The following is a 23,539-nucleotide window of genomic DNA, read 5'->3' on the forward strand; positions in this document are numbered from 1 at the left end:
CCTTTCCTGGCAATGCTTCATGCTATCACGCGTAGCCGTAGCTCATCAGACGGTGATAACGACGAGCCAACAGCTCTTCGGTATTCAGCACGTCCAGATCGGCTAAATCAGCCAGTAACTGCGCTTTCAGTGATGCTGCCATTACTTCCACGTTACGGTGCGCACCGCCCAGTGGTTCAGGAATGACGGAATCAATCAGCTTCAGCTCTTTCAGGCGCGGAGCAATGATGCCCATCGCTTCTGCGGCGATAGGGGCTTTATCAGCACTTTTCCACAGAATTGACGCACAGCCTTCTGGGGAGATTACGGAATAGGTGCTGTACTGCAGCATATTCACTTTATCGCCCACACCAATCGCCAGCGCACCACCAGAACCACCCTCACCAATTACGGTACAGATGACGGGCACTTTCAGGCCAGACATCTCACGCAAGTTGCGAGCGATAGCTTCGGATTGACCGCGCTCTTCCGCACCCACACCAGGGTATGCGCCTGGAGTGTCGATGAAGGTAATGATTGGCATCTTGAAGCGCTCAGCCATTTCCATCAAACGCAGTGCTTTACGATACCCCTCAGGTGCTGGCATACCGAAGTTACGGCGAATCTTCTCTTTGGTTTCACGGCCTTTTTGATGGCCAATAACCATCACCGGACGACCATCTAAGCGCGCAATCCCGCCAACAATAGCTTTATCGTCAGCATACGCACGGTCACCCGCAAGCTCATCAAACTCATCAAAAGCGAGACGCAGGTAATCAAGCGTATACGGGCGCTGCGGATGACGCGCCAGTTGAGCAATCTGCCATGCCCCTAAATCGGCGAAGATTTTACGTGTGAGTTCTACGCTTTTTTCACGCAGACGCTGCACTTCTTCGTCGAGATTAATATCTAACTTTTCGTCCTGACGGCTAACTGCAGTCAGGGAATCAATTTTCGCTTCCAGCTCTGCAATCGGCTGTTCAAAATCGAGGAAATTCAGACTCATAATATTCCTGTATTAGTCAAACTCCAGTTCCACCTGCTCCGAGCCTATCAGCGTGCGAAGCTCATTGAGCAAACGATCGCTTGGGGATACACGCCATGCTGCGCCAAAACGCAAACGCGCTCGTGCATCCGCTCTCTGATAGTAGAGATGTACTGGAATGGTCCCCGAACGATGGGGTTCCAGAGACTGACGGAGACGGTTCAAAAGCTGGTCATCAATTTGCCTGTCCGTCAGCGAGATAGCAAGCCCACGCGCATACTTTTCGCGGGCCTCGTCAATGTCCATTACTTCGCGAGCAGTCATTTTAAGGCCACCGCTGAAGTCATCAAAGCTGACCTGTCCGCTGACGATCAGGATACGGTCTTTTTCCAACAGATGCTGGTACTTTTCTAACGCATCTGTGAATAGCATCACTTCCAGGCGACCAGAACGGTCATCCAGAGTACAGATGCCAATGCGATTGCCGCGCTTGGTAACCATCACCCGCGAAGCAATCACCAGACCCGCAGCCGTGGTCATTTTACCACGTTCTGTCGGGTGCATCTCTTTCAGGCGCATGCCACCGACATAGCGCTCAATTTCTTTAAGGTACTGTGTGATGGGGTGGCCAGTAAGATACAAGCCCAGCGTTTCACGCTCGCCGTCCAGTACCACTTGCTCAGGCCACGGCATCACGCTGGCATAAGACTGTTCAACCTGCTCTGGTTCATCAGCCAGTACACCGAACATATCAACCTGGCCGATAGCTTCCGCTTTAGCGTGCTGATCAGCCGCTTTTAGCGCATCGGGCAGCGCATTCATAAGTGCAGCCCGATGCGGTCCAAGACGGTCAAAGGCCCCGGACATCACTAATTTTTCAAGGATACGTTTATTGAGTTTTTTAACGTCAGCACGCGCACAGAGGTCGAACAACTCACGGAAATAACCGCCTTCGTTACGCGCCTCAATTATCGCTTCAATTGGGCCTTCACCAACACCTTTAATCGCGCCAATGCCGTAAACAATTTCCCCGTCGTCATTAACGTGGAAATGGTACAGACCCGAGTTAATATCTGGTGGCAGAATTTTCAGACCCATACGCCAGCATTCGTCGACCAGGCCAACGATTTTCTCGGTGTTATCCATATCCGCAGTCATTACTGCGGCCATAAATTCTGCCGGATAGTGCGCTTTTAACCATAGCGTCTGGTAGGAAACCAGCGCGTAAGCTGCGGAGTGAGATTTGTTAAACCCGTAACCGGCGAATTTCTCTACCAGGTCAAAGATTTTGATCGCCAGTTCGCCGTCAATACCGCGAGATTTCGCGCCATCTTCAAAGCCACCACGCTGCTTCGCCATCTCGGCTGGGTTCTTTTTACCCATCGCACGACGCAACATATCTGCGCCGCCGAGCGAGTAACCCGCCAGAACCTGCGCAATTTGCATAACCTGTTCTTGATACAGGATGATGCCGTAGGTCGGTTCCAGCACCGGTTTCAGGCTTTCATGCTGCCACTGAATATCCGGATAAGAGATAGCTTCACGCCCGTGCTTACGGTCGATAAAGTTATCAACCATGCCTGATTGCAGCGGGCCAGGGCGGAAAAGCGCCACCAGTGCGATCATATCTTCGAAGCAGTCAGGCTGTAGACGCTTAATCAAATCTTTCATGCCGCGGGATTCAAGCTGGAACACCGCAGTGGTTTCCGAGCGTTGCAGCATGTCGAAGCTTTTCTTGTCTTCGAGCGGAATAGCGGCGATATCAATCGGCTCTAAACCTTGCTTTGCCCGACGCGGGTTAATCATCTTCAACGCCCAGTCGATGATGGTCAGCGTACGCAAGCCAAGGAAGTCGAACTTCACCAGACCCGCATATTCCACATCATTTTTATCGAACTGGGTGACCGGGTTCTGCCCCTGGTCATCGCAATACAGCGGAGCAAAGTCGGTAATTTTGGTTGGCGCGATGACAACACCACCGGCGTGTTTGCCAGCGTTTCGCGTCACACCTTCAAGTTTTCGCGCCATATCGATTAGCGCTTTAACTTCTTCGTCAGCCTCGTAGATTTCAGGAAGCTGTGGCTCGACCTCAAACGCTTTGGCAAGCGTCATTCCCGGATCTGGCGGGATCAGTTTAGAAATACGATCGACAAAGCCGTACGGGTGACCCAGTACGCGGCCCACATCGCGGATAACCGCTTTTGCCGCCATGGTACCAAAAGTAATGATCTGCGATACCGCCTCACGCCCATACATTTCGGCCACGTGATCAATAACCCGATCGCGTTTCTCCATGCAGAAGTCGATATCAAAGTCAGGCATCGAAACACGTTCCGGGTTCAGGAAGCGTTCGAACAGCAGATCCAATTCAAGCGGATCGAGGTCAGTGATTTTCAGAGCGTAAGCAACCAGCGAGCCGGCACCAGAACCACGACCTGGGCCGACTGGCACACCGTTATCTTTGGACCACTGGATAAATTCCATTACGATCAGAAAGTACCCTGGAAACCCCATCTGGTTGATAACTTTGAGTTCAATTTCCAGACGCTCATCATACGGTGGCCGTTTTGCTGCCCGCTCTTCAGGATCTTTGAATAAGAATTCCAGACGATCTTCTAGCCCTTCCCGGGATTTCATCACCAGGAAATCTTCGGTCGACATTTCACCGGTTGGGAATTGGGGCAAGAAGTACTCACCCAGGCGCACGGTGACATTACAGCGTTTGGCAATTTCTACGCTATTTTCTAGCGCTTCCGGAATATCTGAAAACAGCTCACACATCTCTTCTTCAGTACGCAAGTATTGCTGCGAAGAGTAATTGCGTGGGCGTTTCGGGTCATCAAGCGTAAAGCCGTCGTGAATCGCGACACGAATTTCGTGAGCATCAAAATCTGTGGCTTCAATAAACCTGACGTCGTTGGTCGCCACCACCGGCAAACCACGCTCATCGGCCAAAGCCACAGCGGCGTGTAAATAGCTTTCTTCATCGGGACGGCCGGTTCGAATCAGCTCCAGATAGAAGCGATCGGCAAAATACTGCTGGTAGAATTCCAGGCACTGATCAAGCTGTGCCGTATTGCCACGCAACAAGTTTTTGCCAATATCCCCCATCCGCCCGCCAGACAGCAGGATCAGCCCTTCGTTGAGCTCGGCAAGCCAGGTTCGGTCAATAATCGGGCCTGCTGCTCCATAACCACGTTGGTAGGCTTTAGAAATCAACAGGGTAAGGTTCTGGTAACCGTCATTATTGGTGGCGAGAACCGTCAGATGGCTAAGCTCATCCCCCAACAACTCATTGGCAACGTTAAAATCAGCACCGATGATCGGCTTAAGCCCTACGCCATGAGCTGCACCATAGAATTTCACCAACCCGCAAAGGTTAGTAAAATCGGTGATAGCGATCGCCGGCATCCCCATCGCCGCGGCTTTCTTCACCAGCGGAGCGGTTTTTGCCAGGCCATCAACCATAGAGTAGTCGCTGTGCACCCGCAGGTGTACGAAACGTGGTTCAGCCATTTCTCATTCCGTTTAGATGTGTAACGTACGTCCGCAAATCAGGACGCCAGTCCGAGAGCGCGTTTGACCGGAGCAAAACTACGACGATGATGTTCAGTCGCACCATGCTCTGCCAACTTTTCCAGATGAAAAGCGGTAGGGTAACCCTTGTGTTGGGCAAAACCGTATTGCGGAAAACAGAGGTCTAGCTCTGTCATTTCACGATCGCGCGTCACTTTGGCAATTATCGATGCCGCGCTAATTTCTGCAACCCGGCTGTCGCCTTTTACTACCGCCAGTGAAGGCATTGGTAGCGCTGGGCAGCGGTTACCATCGATCAGCACATATTCAGGCACCACACTGAGGCCAGCAACTGCACGCTGCATCGCCAGCATAGTGGCATGCAAAATGTTTAACTGGTCGATCTCTTCCGGTTCAGCTCGGCCAAGACTCCAGGACAGCGCTTTTTCGATGATTTCATCGTAAAGCGCGTTGCGACGTTTTTCAGAGAGTTTCTTCGAATCAGCAAGGCCAATAATAGGTTTTGCTGGATCAAGAATCACCGCCGCAGTGACAACTGCGCCAACCAGTGGGCCACGACCCACTTCATCAACACCTGCTACCAGGTGCGTATGAGGGTAAATAAATTCAATCATTGTGCGAGCTCCAGCACGGCGTCTGCGGCCTGTTCATCTGCGTTACAACGAATTTGCTGATGCAGATCGCGGAAGGTGTCATGCATTTGGTGACTCTGCGCACCGTCTTCAAGCAACGGGCCCAGCGCCTTCGCAAGCGCATTGGGCTCACACTCATCCTGCAATAACTCTTTAACCAGTTCACGGCCAGCCAGCAGATTTGGCAATGAAACGTAATCAGTTTTAACCAGGCGCTTCGCAAGCCAGAAAGTGAACGGCTTCATGCGATAACCAACCACCATCGGGCATTTCGCCAACATGCACTCCAGTGCAGCGGTACCCGATGCCAGCAATGCGGCATCGCTCGCCACCATCGCTTCGCGCCCTTGCCCATTGAGCAAGTGCATCGTCAAGTCTGGAGCGACTTCAGCTTTGATTCGTTCGAATTGTTCACGACGTTTGGCATTAACCAGCGGAACAACGATTTCCAGACTCGGAAAACGTTCACGCAGCAAAAGTGCTGTTTTGAGAAAATCTGCGCTGAGCATTTCAACTTCTGCACCGCGGCTACCAGGCAACAGTGCCAGGCATTTAGCCTCAGGGGAAATACCTAAAGTCGCGCGTGCGGCATTTTTATCAGGGTCAAGCGGCATAGCATCCGCCATGGTATGACCGATAAACCGACACGGCACATTAAATCTATCGTAAAACGCTTTTTCGAAAGGCAGAAATGCGAGCACTAAATCCGTTGCTCTGCCAATTTTGAAAACACGTTTTTGACGCCATGCCCAAACAGAAGGACTGACGTAATGAATGGTACGAATACCCTGCTTTTTGAGATTACCTTCCAGCGTGATGTTAAAATCAGGCGCATCGATACCGACAAAAACATCTGGCTGTAATTCTGTGAAACGGCGAGTCAAATCAGCACGAATATGAAGTAATCGACGCAGGCGACCCAGCACTTCAACAATGCCCATCACGGCCAACTCTTCCATTTCATACCAGGCTTCACAACCTTCAGCCTGCATCAATGGCCCAGCGACACCCACGAAGCGAGCATCAGGAACACGAGCTTTTAATGCACGAATCAGACCTGCACCAAGAATATCGCCGGAAGTTTCTCCGGCGACCAGGGCAATCGTAAGCGGACGACCAGGCTTCATTTAGCGAATCAGACCACGAGTTGAACGAGCGAAGAATTCAACGAATGCGTTCACTTCTGGATGTTGCTCGGCAATTTGAGCAATCTCAGGCTTAGCTTCTTCGAAGGTTTTCCCGCTGCGGTAGAGAATTTTATACGCATTACGAACTGCGTGGATTGCTTCTCTACTGAAACCGCGGCGTTTAAGCCCTTCGATATTGACGCCAAATGGTGTCGCGTGGTTGCCCTGCGCAATAACATACGGTGGAACATCTTGTGCTACACCAGAGCAGCCACCCACCATCACGTGCGCACCGATAATACAGAACTGGTGCACCGCGGTCATGCCGCCGATGATGGCAAAATCATCAACGCAAACGTGACCAGCAAGTGTTGCGTTATTCGCGAGGATACAACGATTACCAACCGTACAATCATGCGCCACGTGGGCGTTAATCATCAGTAAGTTATCGCTACCCACCTTCGTCAAGCCACCGCCCTGTTCTGTTCCACGATGGATGGTTACGCTTTCGCGAATGCGGTTGCGGTCGCCAATTTCCACTCGGGTTGGTTCACCAGCATATTTAAGATCCTGGTTCACTTCACCAATGGACGCGAACTGATATATCTCGTTATCGCGACCAATAGTCGTATGACCATTTACCACAACATGAGACTTCAGAACGGTACCGTCACCGATCTCAACATGCGGACCAACAATACAAAACGGACCAATATGAACGTTAGCACCGATGACGGCACCTTCTTCCACAATGGCTGATGGATGAATAAAGGCGGATTTATCAATCACGTATTAACTCTCCCGGCTGCGGGCACACATCATAGTTGCTTCGCAGACAATTTTACCGTCAACAGTTGCCACGCCTTTGAAGCGCGTCAGACCACGGCGGGTTTTCTCGAAAGTAACTTCCATGACCATCTGGTCACCAGGCACGACTGGGCGCTTGAAACGTGCTTCATCAATACCAGCAAAGTAATAAAGCTCACCAGGTTCCAGTTTGCCTACGCTTTTAAACGCAAGAATACCGGTGGCTTGCGCCATCGCTTCAAGAATCAAAACACCTGGGAAAATCGGTTTACCAGGGAAGTGGCCCTGGAAAAACGGCTCGTTTACTGAGACATTTTTTACTGCACGTAAAAAACGGCCTTCTTCAAAATCCAGCACGCGATCTACCAGCAAGAACGGGTAACGGTGCGGCAGAAGTTCTAAAATCTCTTCGATGTGCAGAGTATGAGTGTCGATAGTCAAGATACTCTTCCTGTCTAAATGTACCAAATGACAATAATAACACGGCCTGCGGCTATCTCGGGATAGCTAGCAGGCCGCAAATCAGTAAGCACTAACGCGTCTTGGGCGGGTGACTTTTAGTCTTGTTGATTGATTTTTTTCTCAACTGATTTCAAGCGCTTGCTGATTTCGTCGATATTCATCACCAACGCGGCTGTTTTACGCCACACTTTGTTTGGCTGTAGTGGAATACCTGAGGAGTAAACTCCCGGTTCTGTGATTGGGCGCATTACCATGCCCATTCCAGTCACGGTGACTTTATCGCAGATTTCCATATGACCATTGATAACACTGGCACCGCCAATCATACAGTAGCGCCCAATTTTCAGGCTACCAGCCATGATGACACCACCAGCAACGGCAGTATTGTCGCCAATCACAACGTTATGTGCAATCTGGCATTGATTATCGATGATAACACCATTGCCAATAATCGTGTCGTCCAGTGCACCACGGTCGATTGTTGTACATGCACCAATTTCAACACGATCGCCAATGATCACTCGGCCAAGCTGGGGGATCTTCACCCAGTTTCCACGATCGTTAGCATAACCAAAACCATCAGAACCAATGACAGTACCGGACTGAACCAGGCACTGCTCACCAATCTGGATTTCGTGATAGATCGACACATTCGCCCACAGGCGAGTGCCAGCACCAATATTGGTGTTTTTGCCCACGAAACAGCCAGGGCCAATCACGACATTATCGCCCAGCACTACGCCAGATTCGATAACCGCATTAGCGCCAATGGCAACATTTTTACCCAACGTCGCAGTCGCATCAACCACCGCGCCTGGCGCGATATTTTGAGCAGGTTGCGGCGTGGAATCAAGAATTTGCGCCATACGAGCATAAGTCAGGTAGGGGTTCTTCACTACCAAAGCTGCGCTATGTGCGAAAGGAAGATCGGCTTCAGTCATCACGACGGCAGAAGCCTGGCAAACAGCCAATTGCTCACGATAACGAGGGTTTACCATGAATGTAATTTGGCCTGCTTTTGCCGTTTGCATAGATGCAACGCCGGTGATGACGAGTTCGCCATCACCGTGCAATTCTGCATCCAACTGCTGGGCTAAATCAGCCAGTCGAATTGAAGACATTACTTATTTAACCTGTTTCAGAACATCTGAAGTGATGTCTTTTACACTGCTGCCTGCATAAGCAACGGTGTTAGTATCCAGAACTACGTCGTAGCCTTTGTCGTCAGCAACTTTCTTCACTGCGCTCTGAATACGAGTAACCAGTTTACCACGTTCTTCGTTAGAACGACGGTTACGGTCTTGTTCAAAAGCTTGAGCTTTGGTCTGGAACTGCTGGCGCTGAGCCATCAGATCTTTTTCCATTTTGCTACGGTCAGCAGCTTTCATGGTAGAACCATCACGTTGCAGCTTTTGCATTTTGGATTGCAGATCGCCTTCCATATTCTGCAACTCGCTCGCGCGGCCTTTGAACTCGTTTTCCAAAGTTTTGGACACACCGGTGCTCTGTGCAACCTGTTGGAACAGATTACCCATGTTCACTACAGCAATGCTGTCAGCTGCTTGAACACTGGCTGATGCAGCCATAGCGAGGCCAAGACCTGCGGCAAATAACCACTTTTTCACAATTAACTCCTTACCATCCCGTATGTGTCCTGAGACACTCTTTTTGCGAGTGCCAGTTCTGCATTTAGCGAACTGGCATCAACGCGACACTGCTTACTCGCATTCCTTTGCGCAAAACAATTACCAGGTTTTACCAATGTTAAACTGGAATTGTTCCGCTTTGTCACCTTCATATTTCTTGAACGGTTGGGCATAAGAGAATACCAACGGCCCTAATGGTGACATCCATTGCAATGCTATACCTGCTGACATACGAATATTGCTTGGGTCACTGTAATCAGGAATCCCATCAGCAGAATACTTCTCATTATCCCAGTTTGTATCCCAAACGGTACCCATGTCCATGAACAAGGAAGTACGAACTGAGTTCGCGTACTTATCGCTCAGGAATGGTGTTGGCGTGATAAGTTCTAAACTTGCCACAGCCATTGCGTTACCACCGACTGCATCGTCGGATGAGCAATACCCGTTAGGCTGGTCGCAATTATCATTTCCAGGACCACCAATATAGACCGCTTTCGGACCAATGTTGTTGGACTGGAAGCCACGGACTGTACTGGAACCACCGGCATAGAAGTTTTCATAGAACGGCATTTCTTTGCCGCCCAAGCCATCACCGTAACCAATACGAGCACGGCCTAACATTACCCAGGTATGATCATCATCAATTGGGAAGTAGCTTGCTGTATCAAACGTGACTTTGTAGAACTCGTTGTCAGAACCTGGTACGGTCACTTTACCGTTCAGGTTCACACGTGAACCTTCCGTTGGGAAGTAACCACGGTCAAGTTTGTTATACGTCCAGCCATAGTTCAGCGTGAAGTCATCTGCCGCAAAACCATTATCAGTCGACGTAGTACCCGCTGATTGACCCATTGAATCCAGGTAACGCCACATCGCAACCTGCGGCTGCATGTTGGACAGGTCGTTGTGGACATAACCTACACCAAGACGCAACGTGTTGTTTTCATTAACCGGGAAACCAAGGGTTCCATCCACACCATAACTTTTGTTGGTGTAGTCAGAAAGGTCCGCGTCATCTGCTTTAAAGTCGTTGTAGAAGACACGACCGCCAAGGCTCACACCATCAACTGTAAAGTACGGGTCGGTTAAGGACAATTCCGCATATGTCTGATAATCGTTTTTGGTCCCGTTGATACCGACAGAGTAACCCGTTCCAAGCCAGTTATCCTGCTGGACACCCACCTGGAAGCTGATACCACTTTCAGTACCGTAACCGATACCAAAGTTGAAGCTACCGGTATTACGCTCCTTAACTTTGTAAACCACATCAACCTGGTCAGGGCTACCTGACACACGCTGCGTGTCGACATCTACAGTTTCGAAGTATCCCAGACGGTTCAGACGTTCTTTGCCTGAGTCGACAAGGTCACTACCCAGCCACGTTCCTTCCATTTGGCGCATTTCGCGACGCAGGACAGAATCTTTACTGGTGTCGTTACCTTCAAAGCGAATTTTACGTACGTAGTAACGGTTACCTGAATCAACGTTAACATGCAGTTTAACGGTCTTGTCTGCATCATTGATTTCAGGTTGTGTTTGCACGCGCGGATAGGCGTAACCATAACGACCCAACAATTTCTTGATGTCGTCTTCCATTTTGGTCACTTTAGTGCCGTTATAAAGCTCGCCCGGCTTGAGCTTAGTCAGCGTTTCAATTTCTGCTGAGTGCCCAGCCAGATTACCGCTCACCGTCACGCCAGCAATCTTATACTGATCACCTTCTGTCACGTTGATGGTAACGTAAATGCTTTTCTTATCAGGCGTCAGGCTGACCTGGGTAGAATCGATGTTAAAGCGTGCATAACCACGATCCAGGTAGTAACTGCGCAGTGTTTCGAGATCACCAGCAAGCTTCTGCTTCTGATATTTACGATCGCCCACCACGTTCCACCACGGCACCTCATCACGCAACTGGAAGTGCGAAATGAGCTCGTCAGTAGTAAACGCATGGTTGCCCACAATGTTGATTTGTTGAATTTTGGCGGAAACGCCTTCCTGGAATACCAGTTTCAGGTCAACACGGTTACGCGGCAGTGGCGTAACAACGGCTTTCACGCTGGCACTGTATTTACCAACGCTGTAATAGAAATCTTCCAGCCCTTTTTCAATATCGGCCAGGGTTGTTCTGTCCAGTGACTCACCGACACGCACGCTAGAAGCCTCGAGGTTCTGTTTAAGCATGTCGTCCTTCACGGACTTGTTACCAGAGAAAGTAATACTCGCGATTGTCGGGCGTTCTTTCACCTGTACAACCAACGTTTCACCATCACGCAGCACCCGGACATCTTCGAAGTTCCCGGTAGCAAAAAGTGAACGGATAGTATTACTGATATCCTCGTCAGAGACAGTATCGCCTACGCGAACCGGCATGCTGAGGAGGGCCGCACCGACGGCGACTCGCTGCAGGCCTTCGAAATGAATATCCTTCACCACGAACCCGTCTGCACCGTATACGGTGGCGCTGCTAAACAGCAGCGACGCTATGAGCAACTTTTTCATCGCCATCGTTGTTATGCGTTCTTCCTAACCTAATTCTCTCTAAAACCGAGAGAAATCATTGAAAAGTGCAAGCCCCATCAACAGCACCAGCAATATAGAGCCAATGCGGTAACTAAAGTCTTGAACTCGCTCGGAAACCGGCCCACCTTTCAGTTTCTCAATCGCCAAAAAGAGCAGATGCCCCCCGTCCAGGACGGGTAACGGAAACAGGTTGATAATCCCCAGATTGACGCTAATCAGCGCCAGGAACATCAGATAGTAAATCAACCCAGATTCCGCTGACATACCAGCCCCTTGAGCTATGGAGATTGGCCCACTGAGGTTATTCAGCTTGATGTCACCGGTTATTAATTTTCCCAGCATATTGACCGTAAGCTTCATCAGTTGCCAGGTTTTATCCGTGGCTTCCGCAACAGCCGCAAACGGCCCATACTGGCGTACTGTTTTATACTCATCCGGTAGCGGGATAACCTTTGGAACCACACCCGCAAACCCTTCAGCCTTCGCTTTACCCGGTTTTGTATCCGGTATCAACGTTAAAGACAAGAGCGCCCCTTGTCTTTCTATTTCTAGCTCCAGTGGCTGACCTGGATTGTCACGCACCTGACTAACAAATTCTGTCCACTGAGTCAGTGCCGCACCGTTGACTTTAGCGATCCTGTCTCCAGCTTGCAAACCCGCTTTTTCCGCTGCGGAATTTGGCTGTACTTCCTGTAGTGCTGTCTCAATCTGCGGACGACGTGGTTCGATACCTAAAGAAGTGATCGGATTCTGCTTTTCTGGGTCAAATTGCCAGCGGCGCAAATCAAGCGTTTTTTCACTTTTCAGATTCGAGCCCAACGGTGCCGTCGTCATCTTGACGCTGTCATCGCCAATTTTGCCCATTAACGCAAGTTGAACTGATTCCCAATCAGGCGTTTCGATACCATCTATCGCTTTAAGTTCCGTGCCTTGTGCAATTTGTGCTTCGGCCGCTATCGAGTTGGGCATAACTTCGCCAACAATCGGACGAACACCGGGCACACCAATGATAAACACAAGCCAATAAGCAAACACAGCGAAGATAAAGTTAGCAATCGGACCGGCAGCAATAATTGCTGCTCGTTGAGAAACAGTTTTGTTATTGAAAGCCTGATGGCGCAGTTCCGGGCTAACCGGCTCAACACGTTCATCAAGCATTTTGACGTAGCCGCCAAGAGGGATTAGGGCAATGACAAATTCGGTACCATGACGGTCAGTGCGACGCCAGAGCGCTTTACCAAAACCAATGGAAAAGCGCTCTACTTTTACGCCGCAGCGACGAGCAACCCAAAAATGGCCGAACTCATGCACGGTAATTAACACACCCAGTGCAACGATAAATGCAGCCAAATTCCAGAGTAAGCTCAACATATAACCTTCCGTTAAATCGTCCTGAATACCAGCAATAACAGACAGGCAAATACCGGTACTGCTGCTGTAAGGCTATCAATGCGGTCAAGGATACCACCATGACCGGGGATCAGGTGACCGCTATCTTTAATCCCAGCTTCGCGCTTAAACATGCTTTCGGTTAAGTCACCAAGAACTGAAGCCAGAGCCGCAACGACCGAACAGGTCAACAGGATAGCCGGTGACACATCCAGGTTCGCCCACATGCCGAACAGCACTGAGATAATCGCAGAAGTGAACAAGCCACCGAAGAAGCCCTGCCATGTTTTGCCAGGCGATACTTTCGGAGCTAGTTTATGTTTGCCAAACATTTTGCCAAACATATACGCTCCGGAGTCCGCGCCCCAGACCAGTACCATTACATACAACAGCCAGATTGAACCGGTGTAGTGGTTGATATCGTAATGCCAGTTACGCAGTACAATCATGCCCCAGAAAAACGGCACGATCGTCAGCACACCAAATACCAAACGCAGTGTTTTTGAATTACGCCAAATGGATGCAGAGCCCGGATAGAACAACACCAGTAGCAGTGCCGCAAACCACCAGGCAAGCGATGCCCAAAGTGACGCCTCAATGAGCGGAATATGGACCGTACGCTGGTATTCGGGCAATGCAAACAACATCAGCGCCAATAACAGGCCGCACAGCACAGCAAGCCATACTCGTTGAGAGCGTGCTTTAAAGCCTGCCAGTTGCCCCCATTCCCAGGCGGCGAGCATGCAGACCACCAGAGTGGTAATAGCAAATCCTACGGGTGGGAGCCAAAATAGCGCGGCTATAACCACCGGGATTAAAATAAACGCAGAAAGCAGGCGATACTTCAGCAAAGGTGACCCCCAACAGGCTTACTCACTACCAGGTGCCGTGCCGCCAAAACGACGCTCTCGATTTGCAAAAGCATGTAGTGCACCTTCAAAGTCTTGTTCATCGAAATCAGGCCAAAGAACATCAGTGAAATAAAGTTCTGCATAGGCAATCTGCCAAATCAGAAAGTTACTGATACGATGCTCTCCCCCTGTCCTAATTACTAAATCTACGGGAGCCAGTTCATTCATGCAGATTTGCTGACTCAGCATCTCTTCATCAATCTGGTCTGGGCGCAATAAGCCTTCCTGTACCTGTTCGGCAAGATGCCGCACTCCCTGAATAATATCCCAACGTCCGCCATAATTCGCGGCAATGTTGAGAGTTAAACCGGTATTGGCACTGGTGAGGGCTTCGGCTTTGTTAATACGTTCTTGCAGGCGAGCATTGAATCGACTGGTATCACCAATAATCCGCAGACGAACATTGTGTCGATGTAAACTTTTGACTTCACTGTCTAAAGCCCACACGAACAATTCCATCAACGCGCTGACTTCTTGAGCAGGGCGATTCCAGTTTTCACTACTGAAGGCATAAAGTGTTAGCGCATCAATACCGTTGTTTGCTGCAAAACTCACAGCCCGCCGTACTGATTTCGCACCCGCTTTATGGCCGGAAATCCTCATCTTCCCCTGTCGTTTAGCCCAACGTCCATTACCGTCCATAATGATGGCAACATGACGTGCGCCATGGTCAGATTGTGATTCGCTTAATTGTTGGTTTGCAGACAACATAAGACGTAATTATTCCCAGATAAGGATTAAGCGGTACTCAGAATGATTTCAGCTTTTACATAAAAAAGCCGTGCTATAACACGGCTTACCTATCTTTCAGTCAATAATTATCGACTGAAAGATGGCGCAGACTATATCACTGAAGCACAGAGCTAACAAATGGAGGCACATCAGCCGGATGAATAATCATCGGGAAGCGATACGTGTCACCAAATTTCGGGCAACTTCACGCGCTTTTGCGTCCACAGTAATCACATCTTCAACGCTCTTCGGTTCCGTCAAATCAACACTTTCCAACACGGCCCGATTCAGGGCTGCAATCTCGGTGAATCGCAGTTGTTCGCGTAAGAAGGCTTCAACAACCACTTCATTAGCCGCATTTAGTACTGTCGTTGCGGCCTGCCCCTGCTCAAACGCGTCCATCGCCAATTTCAGACAAGGATAGCGGTGATAGTCTGGTTCCATGAAGGTGAAAGTGCCAATTTTACAAAAATCGAGCGGCTCAACACCGGATATAACACGCTCCGGGAACGCCATTGCATGTGCGATTGGTGTGCGCATATCTGGCGCGCCCAATTGTGCCAATACACTGCCATCGCGATAGCGAACCATCGAATGGATAACCGACTGCGGATGTATCAGGACTTCCATTTGCTTCGCTGTTGCATTGAATAGCCAGCGAGCTTCAATATATTCGAGACCTTTATTCATCATGGTGGCTGAATCGACAGAGATTTTACGTCCCATCGACCAGTTCGGATGGCTACAAGCCTGGTCTGGCGTCATTGCAGCCAAGTCGCCTAAAGGCGTCTCACGGAACGGGCCACCTGACCCAGTAAGAATAATGGACGAAACGCCATTACTCTCAAGTTCAGCGTACCCGAGGTTTTGCTGGATTGGTTCCGGTAAACTCTGAAAAATTGCGTTGTGTTCACTGTCGATAGGTAGCAACTGGGCTTTACTGCGTTGAACGGCGTCCATAAATAGACGACCACAAGTCACTAACGACTCTTTGTTTGCCAGTAAAACTTGCTTGCCTGCAGCGATAGCTGCAAGTGTTGGTAACAGCCCCGCAGCACCAACAATCGCGGCCATAACCTGATTAACTTCATCCAGCGCGGCCATTTCGCAAGCCGCTTGCTGCCCTGCCAGGACTTCGGTGCGACTCCCATGCTCTTTTAACAGGCGACGTAACTCACCGGCAGACTTCTCATCATCCATCACTGCCCATTTTGGCTGGAACTCCAGGCACTGCTCGGCCATACGCGCGACATTTTTCCCGGCAACTAATGCCGTGACGGAAAACTTCTCAGGATTATGACGAACAACGCTAAGGGTACTGGTACCGATAGACCCGGTAGAGCCAAGAATGGTCAGTTGCTTCATAAGACGCTCTGGAATTTTAGAATTAATAATAGTTTGCCGCGACACAGAGAGATTGCCGACACTTTCGCGTGAAAAACAAAACGCCGTAAACAATGACTGCAACGTTAGCCACAGCCTGTATACGGCGTTTGATCCGTCATCTCAACGGATTAGAACTGCATCAACTCAGCTTCTTTCTCAGCAAGCGCAGCATCTACTTTTTTGATAGCAGCATCAGTCATTTTCTGAACGTCATCCTGTGAACGACGATCGTCATCTTCACTGATTTCTTTATCTTTCAGCAGCGCTTTAACTTTGTCGTTAGCATCACGGCGAACGTTACGAACCGCAACGCGCGCGCCTTCAGCTTCGCCACGTACAATTTTGATCAGGTCTTTACGACGTTCTTCAGTCAGTGCTGGTAGTGGAACACGAATGTCGGTACCGGCAGAGCTTGGGTTCAGACCGAGGTCGGAAGTCATGATCGCTTTCTCAACGGCCTGGCTCAGGGAGCGGTCAAACACGTTGATCTTCAGTGTACGAGAATCTTCAACCGTTACACTTGCCAGTTGGCGCAGTGGAGTTGGTGTTCCGTAATACTCCACAATGATACCGTCCAGCAGAGATGGAGAGGCGCGACCGGTGCGGATTTTACTGATTTGAGTTTTGAATGCTTCTACGCATTTTTCCATACGCACTTCGGCATCTTTTCTGATATCACTTATCACGTTACGAATCCTTGAAAACTGGTTTAGGGCAGACCACACTTCACGCTGCGATGCAGACGCTGCGAGCTAAGTATAGCCCTGTTTATTCATGGCGCCCGTTGGGGTTGCCTGCTACTCAATTAATCAGAGTAAGTGAAATCGAATCTTACCCTGATTTATCATCGACTGAAATTATTCAGTGATTAAAGTGCCTTCTTTTTCGCCCATCACAACACGGCGAAGCGCACCAGGTTTGTTCATGTTGAAAACACGAATCGGGATTTTGTGATCGCGTGCGAGGGTAAACGCCGCCAGGTCCATCACTTTCAGTTCTTTTTCCAGTACTTCGGTATAGGTCAATTGCTCACAAAGCGTAGCGGTAGGATCTTGAACCGGATCTGCGGTAAACACGCCATCAACTTTTGTCGCTTTCAATACGACGTCAGCTTCAATTTCAATACCGCGTAAACACGCTGCAGAGTCAGTGGTAAAGAACGGGTTGCCAGTACCGGCAGCCAGGATAACTACGCGGTTATTACGCAGCAGGCTGATGGCTTCTGCCCAGCTGTAGTTATCACACACGCCATTCAATGGAATAGCGGACATCAAGCGGGCGTTCACATAGGCGCGATGAAGCGCATCACGCATTGCCAGGCCGTTCATGACGGTGGCCAACATGCCCATGTGGTCGCCCACAACACGGTTCATACCGGCTTTTGCCAGGCCCGCACCGCGGAATAAGTTGCCACCACCAATCACCACCCCGACCTGAATGCCCAATTCAACCAGCTCTTTAATTTCCTGAGCCATACGATCAAGGATGCTTGCATCAATACCGAAGCCTTCGGTACCTTGCAGCGCTTCGCCGCTTAGCTTGAGCAGAATGCGTTTGTAGACAGGTTTTGCATTGGTAGCCATGATTCTTTCCTGGGAACAGTCAACGAATGGGGATGGTAAATTCAGGCGACATAATGTCGCATATCAGTAAGATCTGTATCAGAGCAGACTGATTTTTAAAGGCAGATATAAAGGAGCCGCCAATTGGCGGCTCCTTTAAAAATTAAGACTGCTTAGACATTGCAGCAACTTCTGCTGCGAAGTCAGTCTCAACTTTCTGGATGCCTTCGCCCACTTCAAAGCGGATGAAGCCAGTCACGTCAGCATTGTGCTCTTTCAGCAACTGAGCAACAGTTTTGCTTGGGTCGATTACGAAAGGCTGACCAGTCAGAGAAACTTCGCCGGTGAATTTCTTCATGCGGCCTTCAACCATTTTCTCTGCGATTTCTTTCGGCTTACCAGACTGCATAGCGATGTCCAGCTGAACCTGGTACTCTTTCTCAACCACGTCAGCAGACACATCTTCTGGCTTAACGAATTCTGGCTTGCTTGCAGCAACGTGCATAGCAATTTGCTTAACCAGTTCTTCGTCAGCGCCTTTAGCTGCAACAACAACACCGATGCGAGCACCGTGCAGGTAGCTACCCAGAACGTCGCCTTCCAGAACAGCAACACGACGAACGTTGATGTTCTCACCGATTTTAGCAACCAGTGCAACACGCTCTTCTTCGAATTGTGCTTTCAGCACTTCGATGTCAGTTACTTTGCCTGCAGCAGCAGCGTCCAGCACTTTGTCAGCAAATGCCTGGAAACCACCATCTTTAGCAACGAAGTCAGTCTGGCAGTTAACTTCCAGAATCACAGCATAGCCGTCAGCAATCTTAGTTTTGATCACGCCGTCAGCAGCAACGTTGCCTGCTTTCTTAGCCGCTTTGATCGCACCAGACTTACGCATGTTTTCGATTGCCAGCTCAATGTCGCCATTAGCTTCAGTCAGTGACTTTTTGCAATCCATCATGCCTGCGCCAGTACGCTCACGCAGTTCTTTTACCAGAGCAGCAGTAATATCAGCCATTCTAAAATCCTCGGTTATCTCGTAGAGAGAGATAAGCCCTGGTCCACGGAACAGACGAACCCTGGCTCAAAATAAAAAGGGGGCCTGTGCAGGCCCCCTAACCAAACTATTCAATATACCCATAATCTTTCAAGCCACAGGGGCGTTGGCTGCACTCACTCACCCAGTCACTTACCTAAGTAAGCTCCTGGGGATTCTTGAGTTTGCCGTCTACCTGCAACTCGAAATCTAAAGGGTATACCTGGTTAATAAGAGCTCAAATAAGAGCGAACCTTATTATTCAGCTTCTACGAAGCTTTCTTCTGCCTGAGAAGCCAGATCCTGAGAACGGCCTTCACGAACGGTAGCAGCTACAGCACCCAGGTACAGGGTTACAGCACGGATTGCATCGTCGTTACCAGGGATAACGAAATCAACGCCATCTGGATCAGAGTTAGTATCAACGATAGAGAATACTGGGATACCCAGGTTATTCGCTTCTTTGATTGCAATGTGTTCGTGATCGGCGTCGATTACAAACAGTGCATCCGGCAAGCCGCCCATGTCTTTGATACCGCCGAGGCTGTTTTCTAACTTAATCAGCTCACGGGTACGCATCAGCGCTTCTTTCTTGGTCAGTTTGTCGAAGGTACCGTCCTGAGACTGGATTTCCAGGTCTTTCAGACGTTTGATGGACTGACGAACGGTTTTCCAGTTAGTCAGCATACCGCCCAACCAGCGATGGTTCACGAAGAACTGATCGCAGCTCAGAGCAGCTTCTTTTACTGGTTCGCTTGCTGCGCGCTTAGTACCAACGAAAAGGATTTTGCCTTTACGAGAAGAAATCTTGCTCAGTTCAGCCAAAGCTTCGTTGAACATAGGTACAGTTTTTTCAAGGTTGATGATGTGAACTTTGTTACGAGCGCCGAAGATGAAAGGCTTCATTTTCGGGTTCCAGTAACGGGTTTGGTGACCGAAGTGAACACCAGCCTTGAGCATGTCGCGCATGGAAACAGTTGCCATGATTAAAACCTCTATATAGTGATTGGGGTTAAGCCTCCACGTATCCCATATTACCGACCCCAAAGGGCACCCCGGAATATGTGTCGATACGTGTGTGTTATTTACACAAAGTGAGAGTGTTGGCTGTATCCGAAAAATCGAAATACAAGTCCGGCGCGCTTTATACCATAAAACGCACCAGGACTCCAATAGTTGTTGGCAGATAGTGCGCGCAAGGATTCTCAATTTGGCACCGATCGCCTGCCCTGATAACATTGCTATACACTTGCTCAATTATTGTCGATATTGACGACACCTGCGGATCGAATTAATGGCTATCTCAATTAAAACCCCTGAAGAAATTGCAAAAATGCGCGTTGCGGGCAGGCTTGCCGCTGAAGTGCTGGAAATGATTGAACCTCACGTGCGGCCTGGTGTTAGCACTGGTGAGTTGGATCGTATTTGCAACGATTACATCGTTAACAACCAACAGGCTATTTCAGCGTGTTTGGGTTACCACGGCTTCCCAAAATCCGTGTGCATCTCCATCAACGAAGTGGTATGCCACGGTATCCCTGATGACACTAAAATTTTGAAAGATGGCGACATCGTCAACATCGACGTCACTGTCATCAAAGATGAATACCACGGCGATACCTCAAAAATGTTCCTCGTGGGCAAACCAACCATCCTTGGTGAGCGTCTGTGTCGTATCACGCAAGAAAGCCTGTATTTGTCTCTGCGCATGGTAAAACCAGGCATTCGCCTGCGTACCCTCGGTGCGGCAATTCAGAAGTTCGTTGAAGCAGAAGGTTTTTCTGTAGTACGTGAATACTGTGGACACGGTATTGGTCGCGTATTCCACGAAGAACCACAAGTGCTGCATTATGATGCTGACGACGGCGGCGTAGTACTGCAACCGGGTATGACGTTCACCATCGAGCCGATGGTGAACTCCGGTGATTACCGCATTCGCACCATGAAAGACGGTTGGACGGTGAAAACCAAAGATCGCAGCTTGTCTGCACAATACGAGCATACTATTGTGGTGACAGATAACGGCTGCGAAATTCTCACTTTGCGTAAAGATGACACCATCCCAAGTGTGATTTCGCATAACGAGTGATTCGCCTGACGAAAGTCAGCGATCGAAGCCGGCTTATGCCGGCTTTTTTTATGGATGGCGACATGACCCAGAGTTTACCCGAGCAGTACGCGACCACAGTGCTTCCTGAGATTTCCGGGCAACCTGAATACCCCGTCAGTTGGCCAGATGCAGAGCTTGAATGCAGCCAGATAAAAGCCCGAATCGACCTCTTCCAGCAATGGCTGGGGCGCGCTTTTGATGACGGGATTTCAGCCGAAAAGTTAATGGATGCCCGCACCGAATTTATCGATCAACTGCTACAGCGGTTGTGGCTGAAATATGACTTTGGCGATGTTGCCGAAACGGCTCTGGTCGCGGTTGGGGGATACGGACGCGGGGAGCTACATCCTCTTTCCGACATTGACTTACTGATTCTCAGCCGTAAGCGTCTGACCGAATCTCAAGCCCAGAAAATCGGCGAGCTGCTAACGCTATTGTGGGATGTGAAACTGGAAGTCGGCCACAGCGTGCGTACGCTTGAAGAGTGTTTACTCGAAGGTTTGTCAGATTTAACCGTCGCCACTAACTTGATTGAATCGCGCTTGCTGATTGGCGATGTCGCTCTGTTTCTCGAACTTCAAAAACACATTTTTAGCGATGGTTTTTGGCCATCGGCGAAATTCTTTGCCGCCAAAATTGACGAGCAAAACGAACGTCATCAACGTTATCACGGTACCAGTTATAACCTCGAGCCAGATATCAAAAGTAGCCCCGGTGGCCTGCGCGACATCCATACCCTGCAATGGGTTGCCCGTCGCCACTTTGGCGCAACGTCATTAAGTGAAATGGTCGGCTTTGGCTTTTTAACCGAAGCGGAACGAAATGAACTCGACGAATGTCAGCACCTGTTATGGCGCATCCGTTTTGCACTGCATCTTGAAGTGAATCGCTACGACAACCGCTTATTGTTCGACCGCCAGCTCAGCGTCGCCCAACGCCTGAATTACACCGGTGAAGGTAATGAGCCAGTCGAGCGCATGATGAAAGATTTTTATCGCGTGACCCGACGTGTGGGTGAGCTTAACCAGATGCTATTGCAGCTTTTTGACGAAGCGATTCTTGCCCTGGATGCCAGCGAAAAACCTCGCCCGCTTGATGATGACTTCCAGCTGCGCGGAACACTGATTGATCTGCGTGACGAAACACTGTTTATGCGCGAGCCACAGGCCATTCTGCGCATGTTTTACACGATGGTACGCAATCGAGACATCACCGGAATTTATTCGACTACCCTGCGCCATTTACGTCATGCACGTCGCCATCTCAAACAGCCTCTTTGCTACATTCCTGAGGCGCGTGAACTGTTTCTGGTTATCCTGCGCCACCCTGGTGCCGTTAGCCGTGCATTATTACCGATGCACCGCCACAGCGTGTTATGGGCTTATATGCCACAGTGGTCGCATATCGTCGGCCAGATGCAGTTTGACCTATTCCACGCTTATACCGTTGATGAACATACTATTCGTGTGCTGCTAAAACTGGAGAGTTTCGCCAAAGAAGAGACTCGCTCGAAACATCCTTTATGTGTGGATCTGTGGCCACGCCTGGCGCATCCGGAACTTATTCTGATCGCAGCCCTGTTCCACGATATCGCCAAAGGCCGTGGCGGAGATCACTCGGTCCTCGGCGCACAGGACATTGTAAAATTTGCGGAACTTCACGGGCTGAACTCGCGTGAAACACAGTTAGTCGCATGGCTGGTACGCCAGCATTTGCTGATGTCGGTAACGGCACAACGCCGCGATATTCAGGATCCAGAAGTGATTAAGCAGTTCGCTGAAGAGGTACAGACTGAAAACCGCCTGCGCTATTTGGTTTGCCTGACCGTTGCCGATATTTGCGCGACTAACGAAACTTTGTGGAACAGCTGGAAACAAAGCTTGCTACGTGAACTGTACTTCGCAACCGAAAAACAGCTACGCCGCGGGATGCAGAACAGCCCGGATATGCGCGAACGTGTGCGCCATCATCAATTACAGGCGCTGGCATTGTTGCGTATGGACAATATCAACGAAGAAGCGCTGCATAATATCTGGCGCCGTTGCCGGGCAAACTATTTCGTCCGCCATACACCAAACCAAATTGCCTGGCATGCCCGCCATTTACTGAAACACGATCTCAGCAAGCCGATGATTTTACTCAGCCCGCAGGCAACTCGCGGTGGCACCGAAATTTTCATCTGGAGCCCTGACCGCCCTCACCTGTTTGCTGCGGTTTGCGCGGAGTTAGACCGGCGTAACCTTAGTGTTCACGACGCGCAAATCTTTACCACCCGCGACGGAATGGCGATGGATACCTTTATCGTTCTGGAGCCAGACGGCAGCCCGCTTTCCGCCGACAGGCACGAGCTTATTTGCCACAGCCTGGAACAAGCCATCACGCAAGCCAGCTGGCAGCCACCACAACCCCGGCGCCAGTCGGCAAAACTGCGCCATTTTACTGTCGATACTGAGGTGAATTTCCTGCCGACACACACCGACAGACGCACATTCCTCGAGCTGATTGCTTTAGATCAGCCGGGTTTGTTGGCAAGGGTAGGGGAAGTATTTGCCGATCTCGGGATCTCGCTTTATGGTGCAAGAATCACGACAATTGGTGAGCGAGTAGAAGATTTATTTATAATAGCCACTGCCGACCGGCGTGCTCTTAATGATGAGTTACAACAGGAAGTACAGCAACGGTTGACAGCGGCCCTTAATCCCAACGATAAATAACAGT

The 23,539-nt window shown here is 49.8% G+C and carries 19 protein-coding genes; 2 read left to right on the forward strand and 17 right to left on the reverse strand.

Translation table 11 applies throughout. From position 1 onward, the window contains the following. Positions 1-25: 25 nt before the first annotated feature. From accA to rpsB, 17 genes are all read right to left on the reverse strand, one after another. Complete coding sequence (gene accA, locus MES37_RS00085; protein WP_064539758.1) at positions 26-985, reverse strand: acetyl-CoA carboxylase carboxyl transferase subunit alpha; 960 nt, start codon at positions 983-985, stop codon at positions 26-28. A gap of 12 nt (positions 986-997) precedes the next feature. Beyond that, positions 998-4,480 carry a DNA polymerase III subunit alpha gene (dnaE, locus tag MES37_RS00090; protein WP_064539760.1) on the reverse strand — a complete coding sequence of 1,161 codons (3,483 nt, stop codon included), beginning with the start codon at positions 4,478-4,480 and terminating at the stop codon, positions 998-1,000. 38 nt (positions 4,481-4,518) lie between these two features. Continuing rightward, entirely contained in the window at positions 4,519-5,115 is a 597-nt protein-coding gene (rnhB, locus tag MES37_RS00095) for a ribonuclease HII (RefSeq protein WP_064539762.1), read from the reverse strand. After that, positions 5,112-6,260 carry a lipid-A-disaccharide synthase gene (gene lpxB / locus MES37_RS00100; protein ID WP_064539764.1) on the reverse strand — a complete coding sequence of 383 codons (1,149 nt, stop codon included), beginning with the start codon at positions 6,258-6,260 and terminating at the stop codon, positions 5,112-5,114. The genes rnhB and lpxB overlap by 4 nt, the downstream gene beginning before the upstream one ends. Beyond that, the gene (gene lpxA, locus MES37_RS00105) at positions 6,261-7,049 is read right to left on the reverse strand and encodes an acyl-ACP--UDP-N-acetylglucosamine O-acyltransferase (RefSeq protein ID WP_064539766.1); all 789 of its coding nucleotides are present in this window, start codon (positions 7,047-7,049) and stop codon (positions 6,261-6,263) included. A 3-nt stretch (positions 7,050-7,052) separates the two neighbouring features. Further along, the gene (gene fabZ / locus MES37_RS00110; RefSeq protein WP_064539768.1) at positions 7,053-7,508 is read right to left on the reverse strand and encodes a 3-hydroxyacyl-ACP dehydratase FabZ; all 456 of its coding nucleotides are present in this window, start codon (positions 7,506-7,508) and stop codon (positions 7,053-7,055) included. A gap of 116 nt (positions 7,509-7,624) precedes the next feature. Continuing rightward, positions 7,625-8,650 (reverse strand): UDP-3-O-(3-hydroxymyristoyl)glucosamine N-acyltransferase, encoded by a 1,026-nt coding sequence (gene lpxD / locus MES37_RS00115; protein ID WP_064539770.1) that lies wholly within the window; start codon positions 8,648-8,650, stop codon positions 7,625-7,627. A gap of 3 nt (positions 8,651-8,653) precedes the next feature. Further along, a complete protein-coding gene (gene skp / locus MES37_RS00120; RefSeq protein ID WP_064539772.1) occupies positions 8,654-9,154 on the reverse strand; it encodes a molecular chaperone Skp in 501 nt (166 codons plus the stop codon). A gap of 120 nt (positions 9,155-9,274) precedes the next feature. Then, positions 9,275-11,683 (reverse strand): outer membrane protein assembly factor BamA, encoded by a 2,409-nt coding sequence (bamA, locus tag MES37_RS00125; RefSeq protein WP_064539774.1) that lies wholly within the window; start codon positions 11,681-11,683, stop codon positions 9,275-9,277. A 33-nt stretch (positions 11,684-11,716) separates the two neighbouring features. Further along, the gene (gene rseP, locus MES37_RS00130; protein WP_237929852.1) at positions 11,717-13,069 is read right to left on the reverse strand and encodes a sigma E protease regulator RseP; all 1,353 of its coding nucleotides are present in this window, start codon (positions 13,067-13,069) and stop codon (positions 11,717-11,719) included. Between the two features lie 11 nt (positions 13,070-13,080). Continuing rightward, positions 13,081-13,938, reverse strand: a complete 858-nt coding sequence (cdsA, locus tag MES37_RS00135; protein WP_064539778.1) for a phosphatidate cytidylyltransferase — start codon at positions 13,936-13,938, stop codon at positions 13,081-13,083. An 18-nt stretch (positions 13,939-13,956) separates the two neighbouring features. Further along, positions 13,957-14,709, reverse strand: coding sequence for a (2E,6E)-farnesyl-diphosphate-specific ditrans,polycis-undecaprenyl-diphosphate synthase (gene ispU, locus MES37_RS00140; protein ID WP_064539780.1), 753 nt, complete (start codon positions 14,707-14,709; stop codon positions 13,957-13,959). A 186-nt stretch (positions 14,710-14,895) separates the two neighbouring features. Next, positions 14,896-16,095 (reverse strand): 1-deoxy-D-xylulose-5-phosphate reductoisomerase, encoded by a 1,200-nt coding sequence (gene ispC / locus MES37_RS00145; RefSeq protein ID WP_064540231.1) that lies wholly within the window; start codon positions 16,093-16,095, stop codon positions 14,896-14,898. Between the two features lie 149 nt (positions 16,096-16,244). Further along, the gene (gene frr / locus MES37_RS00150; RefSeq protein WP_034460857.1) at positions 16,245-16,802 is read right to left on the reverse strand and encodes a ribosome recycling factor; all 558 of its coding nucleotides are present in this window, start codon (positions 16,800-16,802) and stop codon (positions 16,245-16,247) included. A 171-nt stretch (positions 16,803-16,973) separates the two neighbouring features. Further along, complete coding sequence (gene pyrH / locus MES37_RS00155) at positions 16,974-17,699, reverse strand: UMP kinase (protein ID WP_064516322.1); 726 nt, start codon at positions 17,697-17,699, stop codon at positions 16,974-16,976. A gap of 142 nt (positions 17,700-17,841) precedes the next feature. Next, positions 17,842-18,693 (reverse strand): translation elongation factor Ts, encoded by an 852-nt coding sequence (tsf, locus tag MES37_RS00160; RefSeq protein ID WP_064539782.1) that lies wholly within the window; start codon positions 18,691-18,693, stop codon positions 17,842-17,844. A 276-nt stretch (positions 18,694-18,969) separates the two neighbouring features. Beyond that, positions 18,970-19,695 (reverse strand): 30S ribosomal protein S2, encoded by a 726-nt coding sequence (rpsB, locus tag MES37_RS00165; RefSeq protein ID WP_064516318.1) that lies wholly within the window; start codon positions 19,693-19,695, stop codon positions 18,970-18,972. 310 nt (positions 19,696-20,005) lie between these two features. Between rpsB and map the strand changes: the two genes are divergently transcribed. Both map and glnD read left to right on the forward strand, forming a co-directional pair. Then, positions 20,006-20,800: a type I methionyl aminopeptidase gene (gene map, locus MES37_RS00170; RefSeq protein ID WP_064539784.1), complete on the forward strand. Its 795-nt coding sequence runs from the start codon at positions 20,006-20,008 to the stop codon at positions 20,798-20,800. Between the two features lie 62 nt (positions 20,801-20,862). Then, positions 20,863-23,535, forward strand: a complete 2,673-nt coding sequence (gene glnD / locus MES37_RS00175) for a bifunctional uridylyltransferase/uridylyl-removing protein GlnD (protein ID WP_064540234.1) — start codon at positions 20,863-20,865, stop codon at positions 23,533-23,535. Positions 23,536-23,539 lie beyond the last annotated feature (4 nt).

The organism is Buttiauxella sp. S19-1 (assembly GCF_022134725.1).
Taxonomy (GTDB): domain Bacteria; phylum Pseudomonadota; class Gammaproteobacteria; order Enterobacterales; family Enterobacteriaceae; genus Buttiauxella; species Buttiauxella ferragutiae.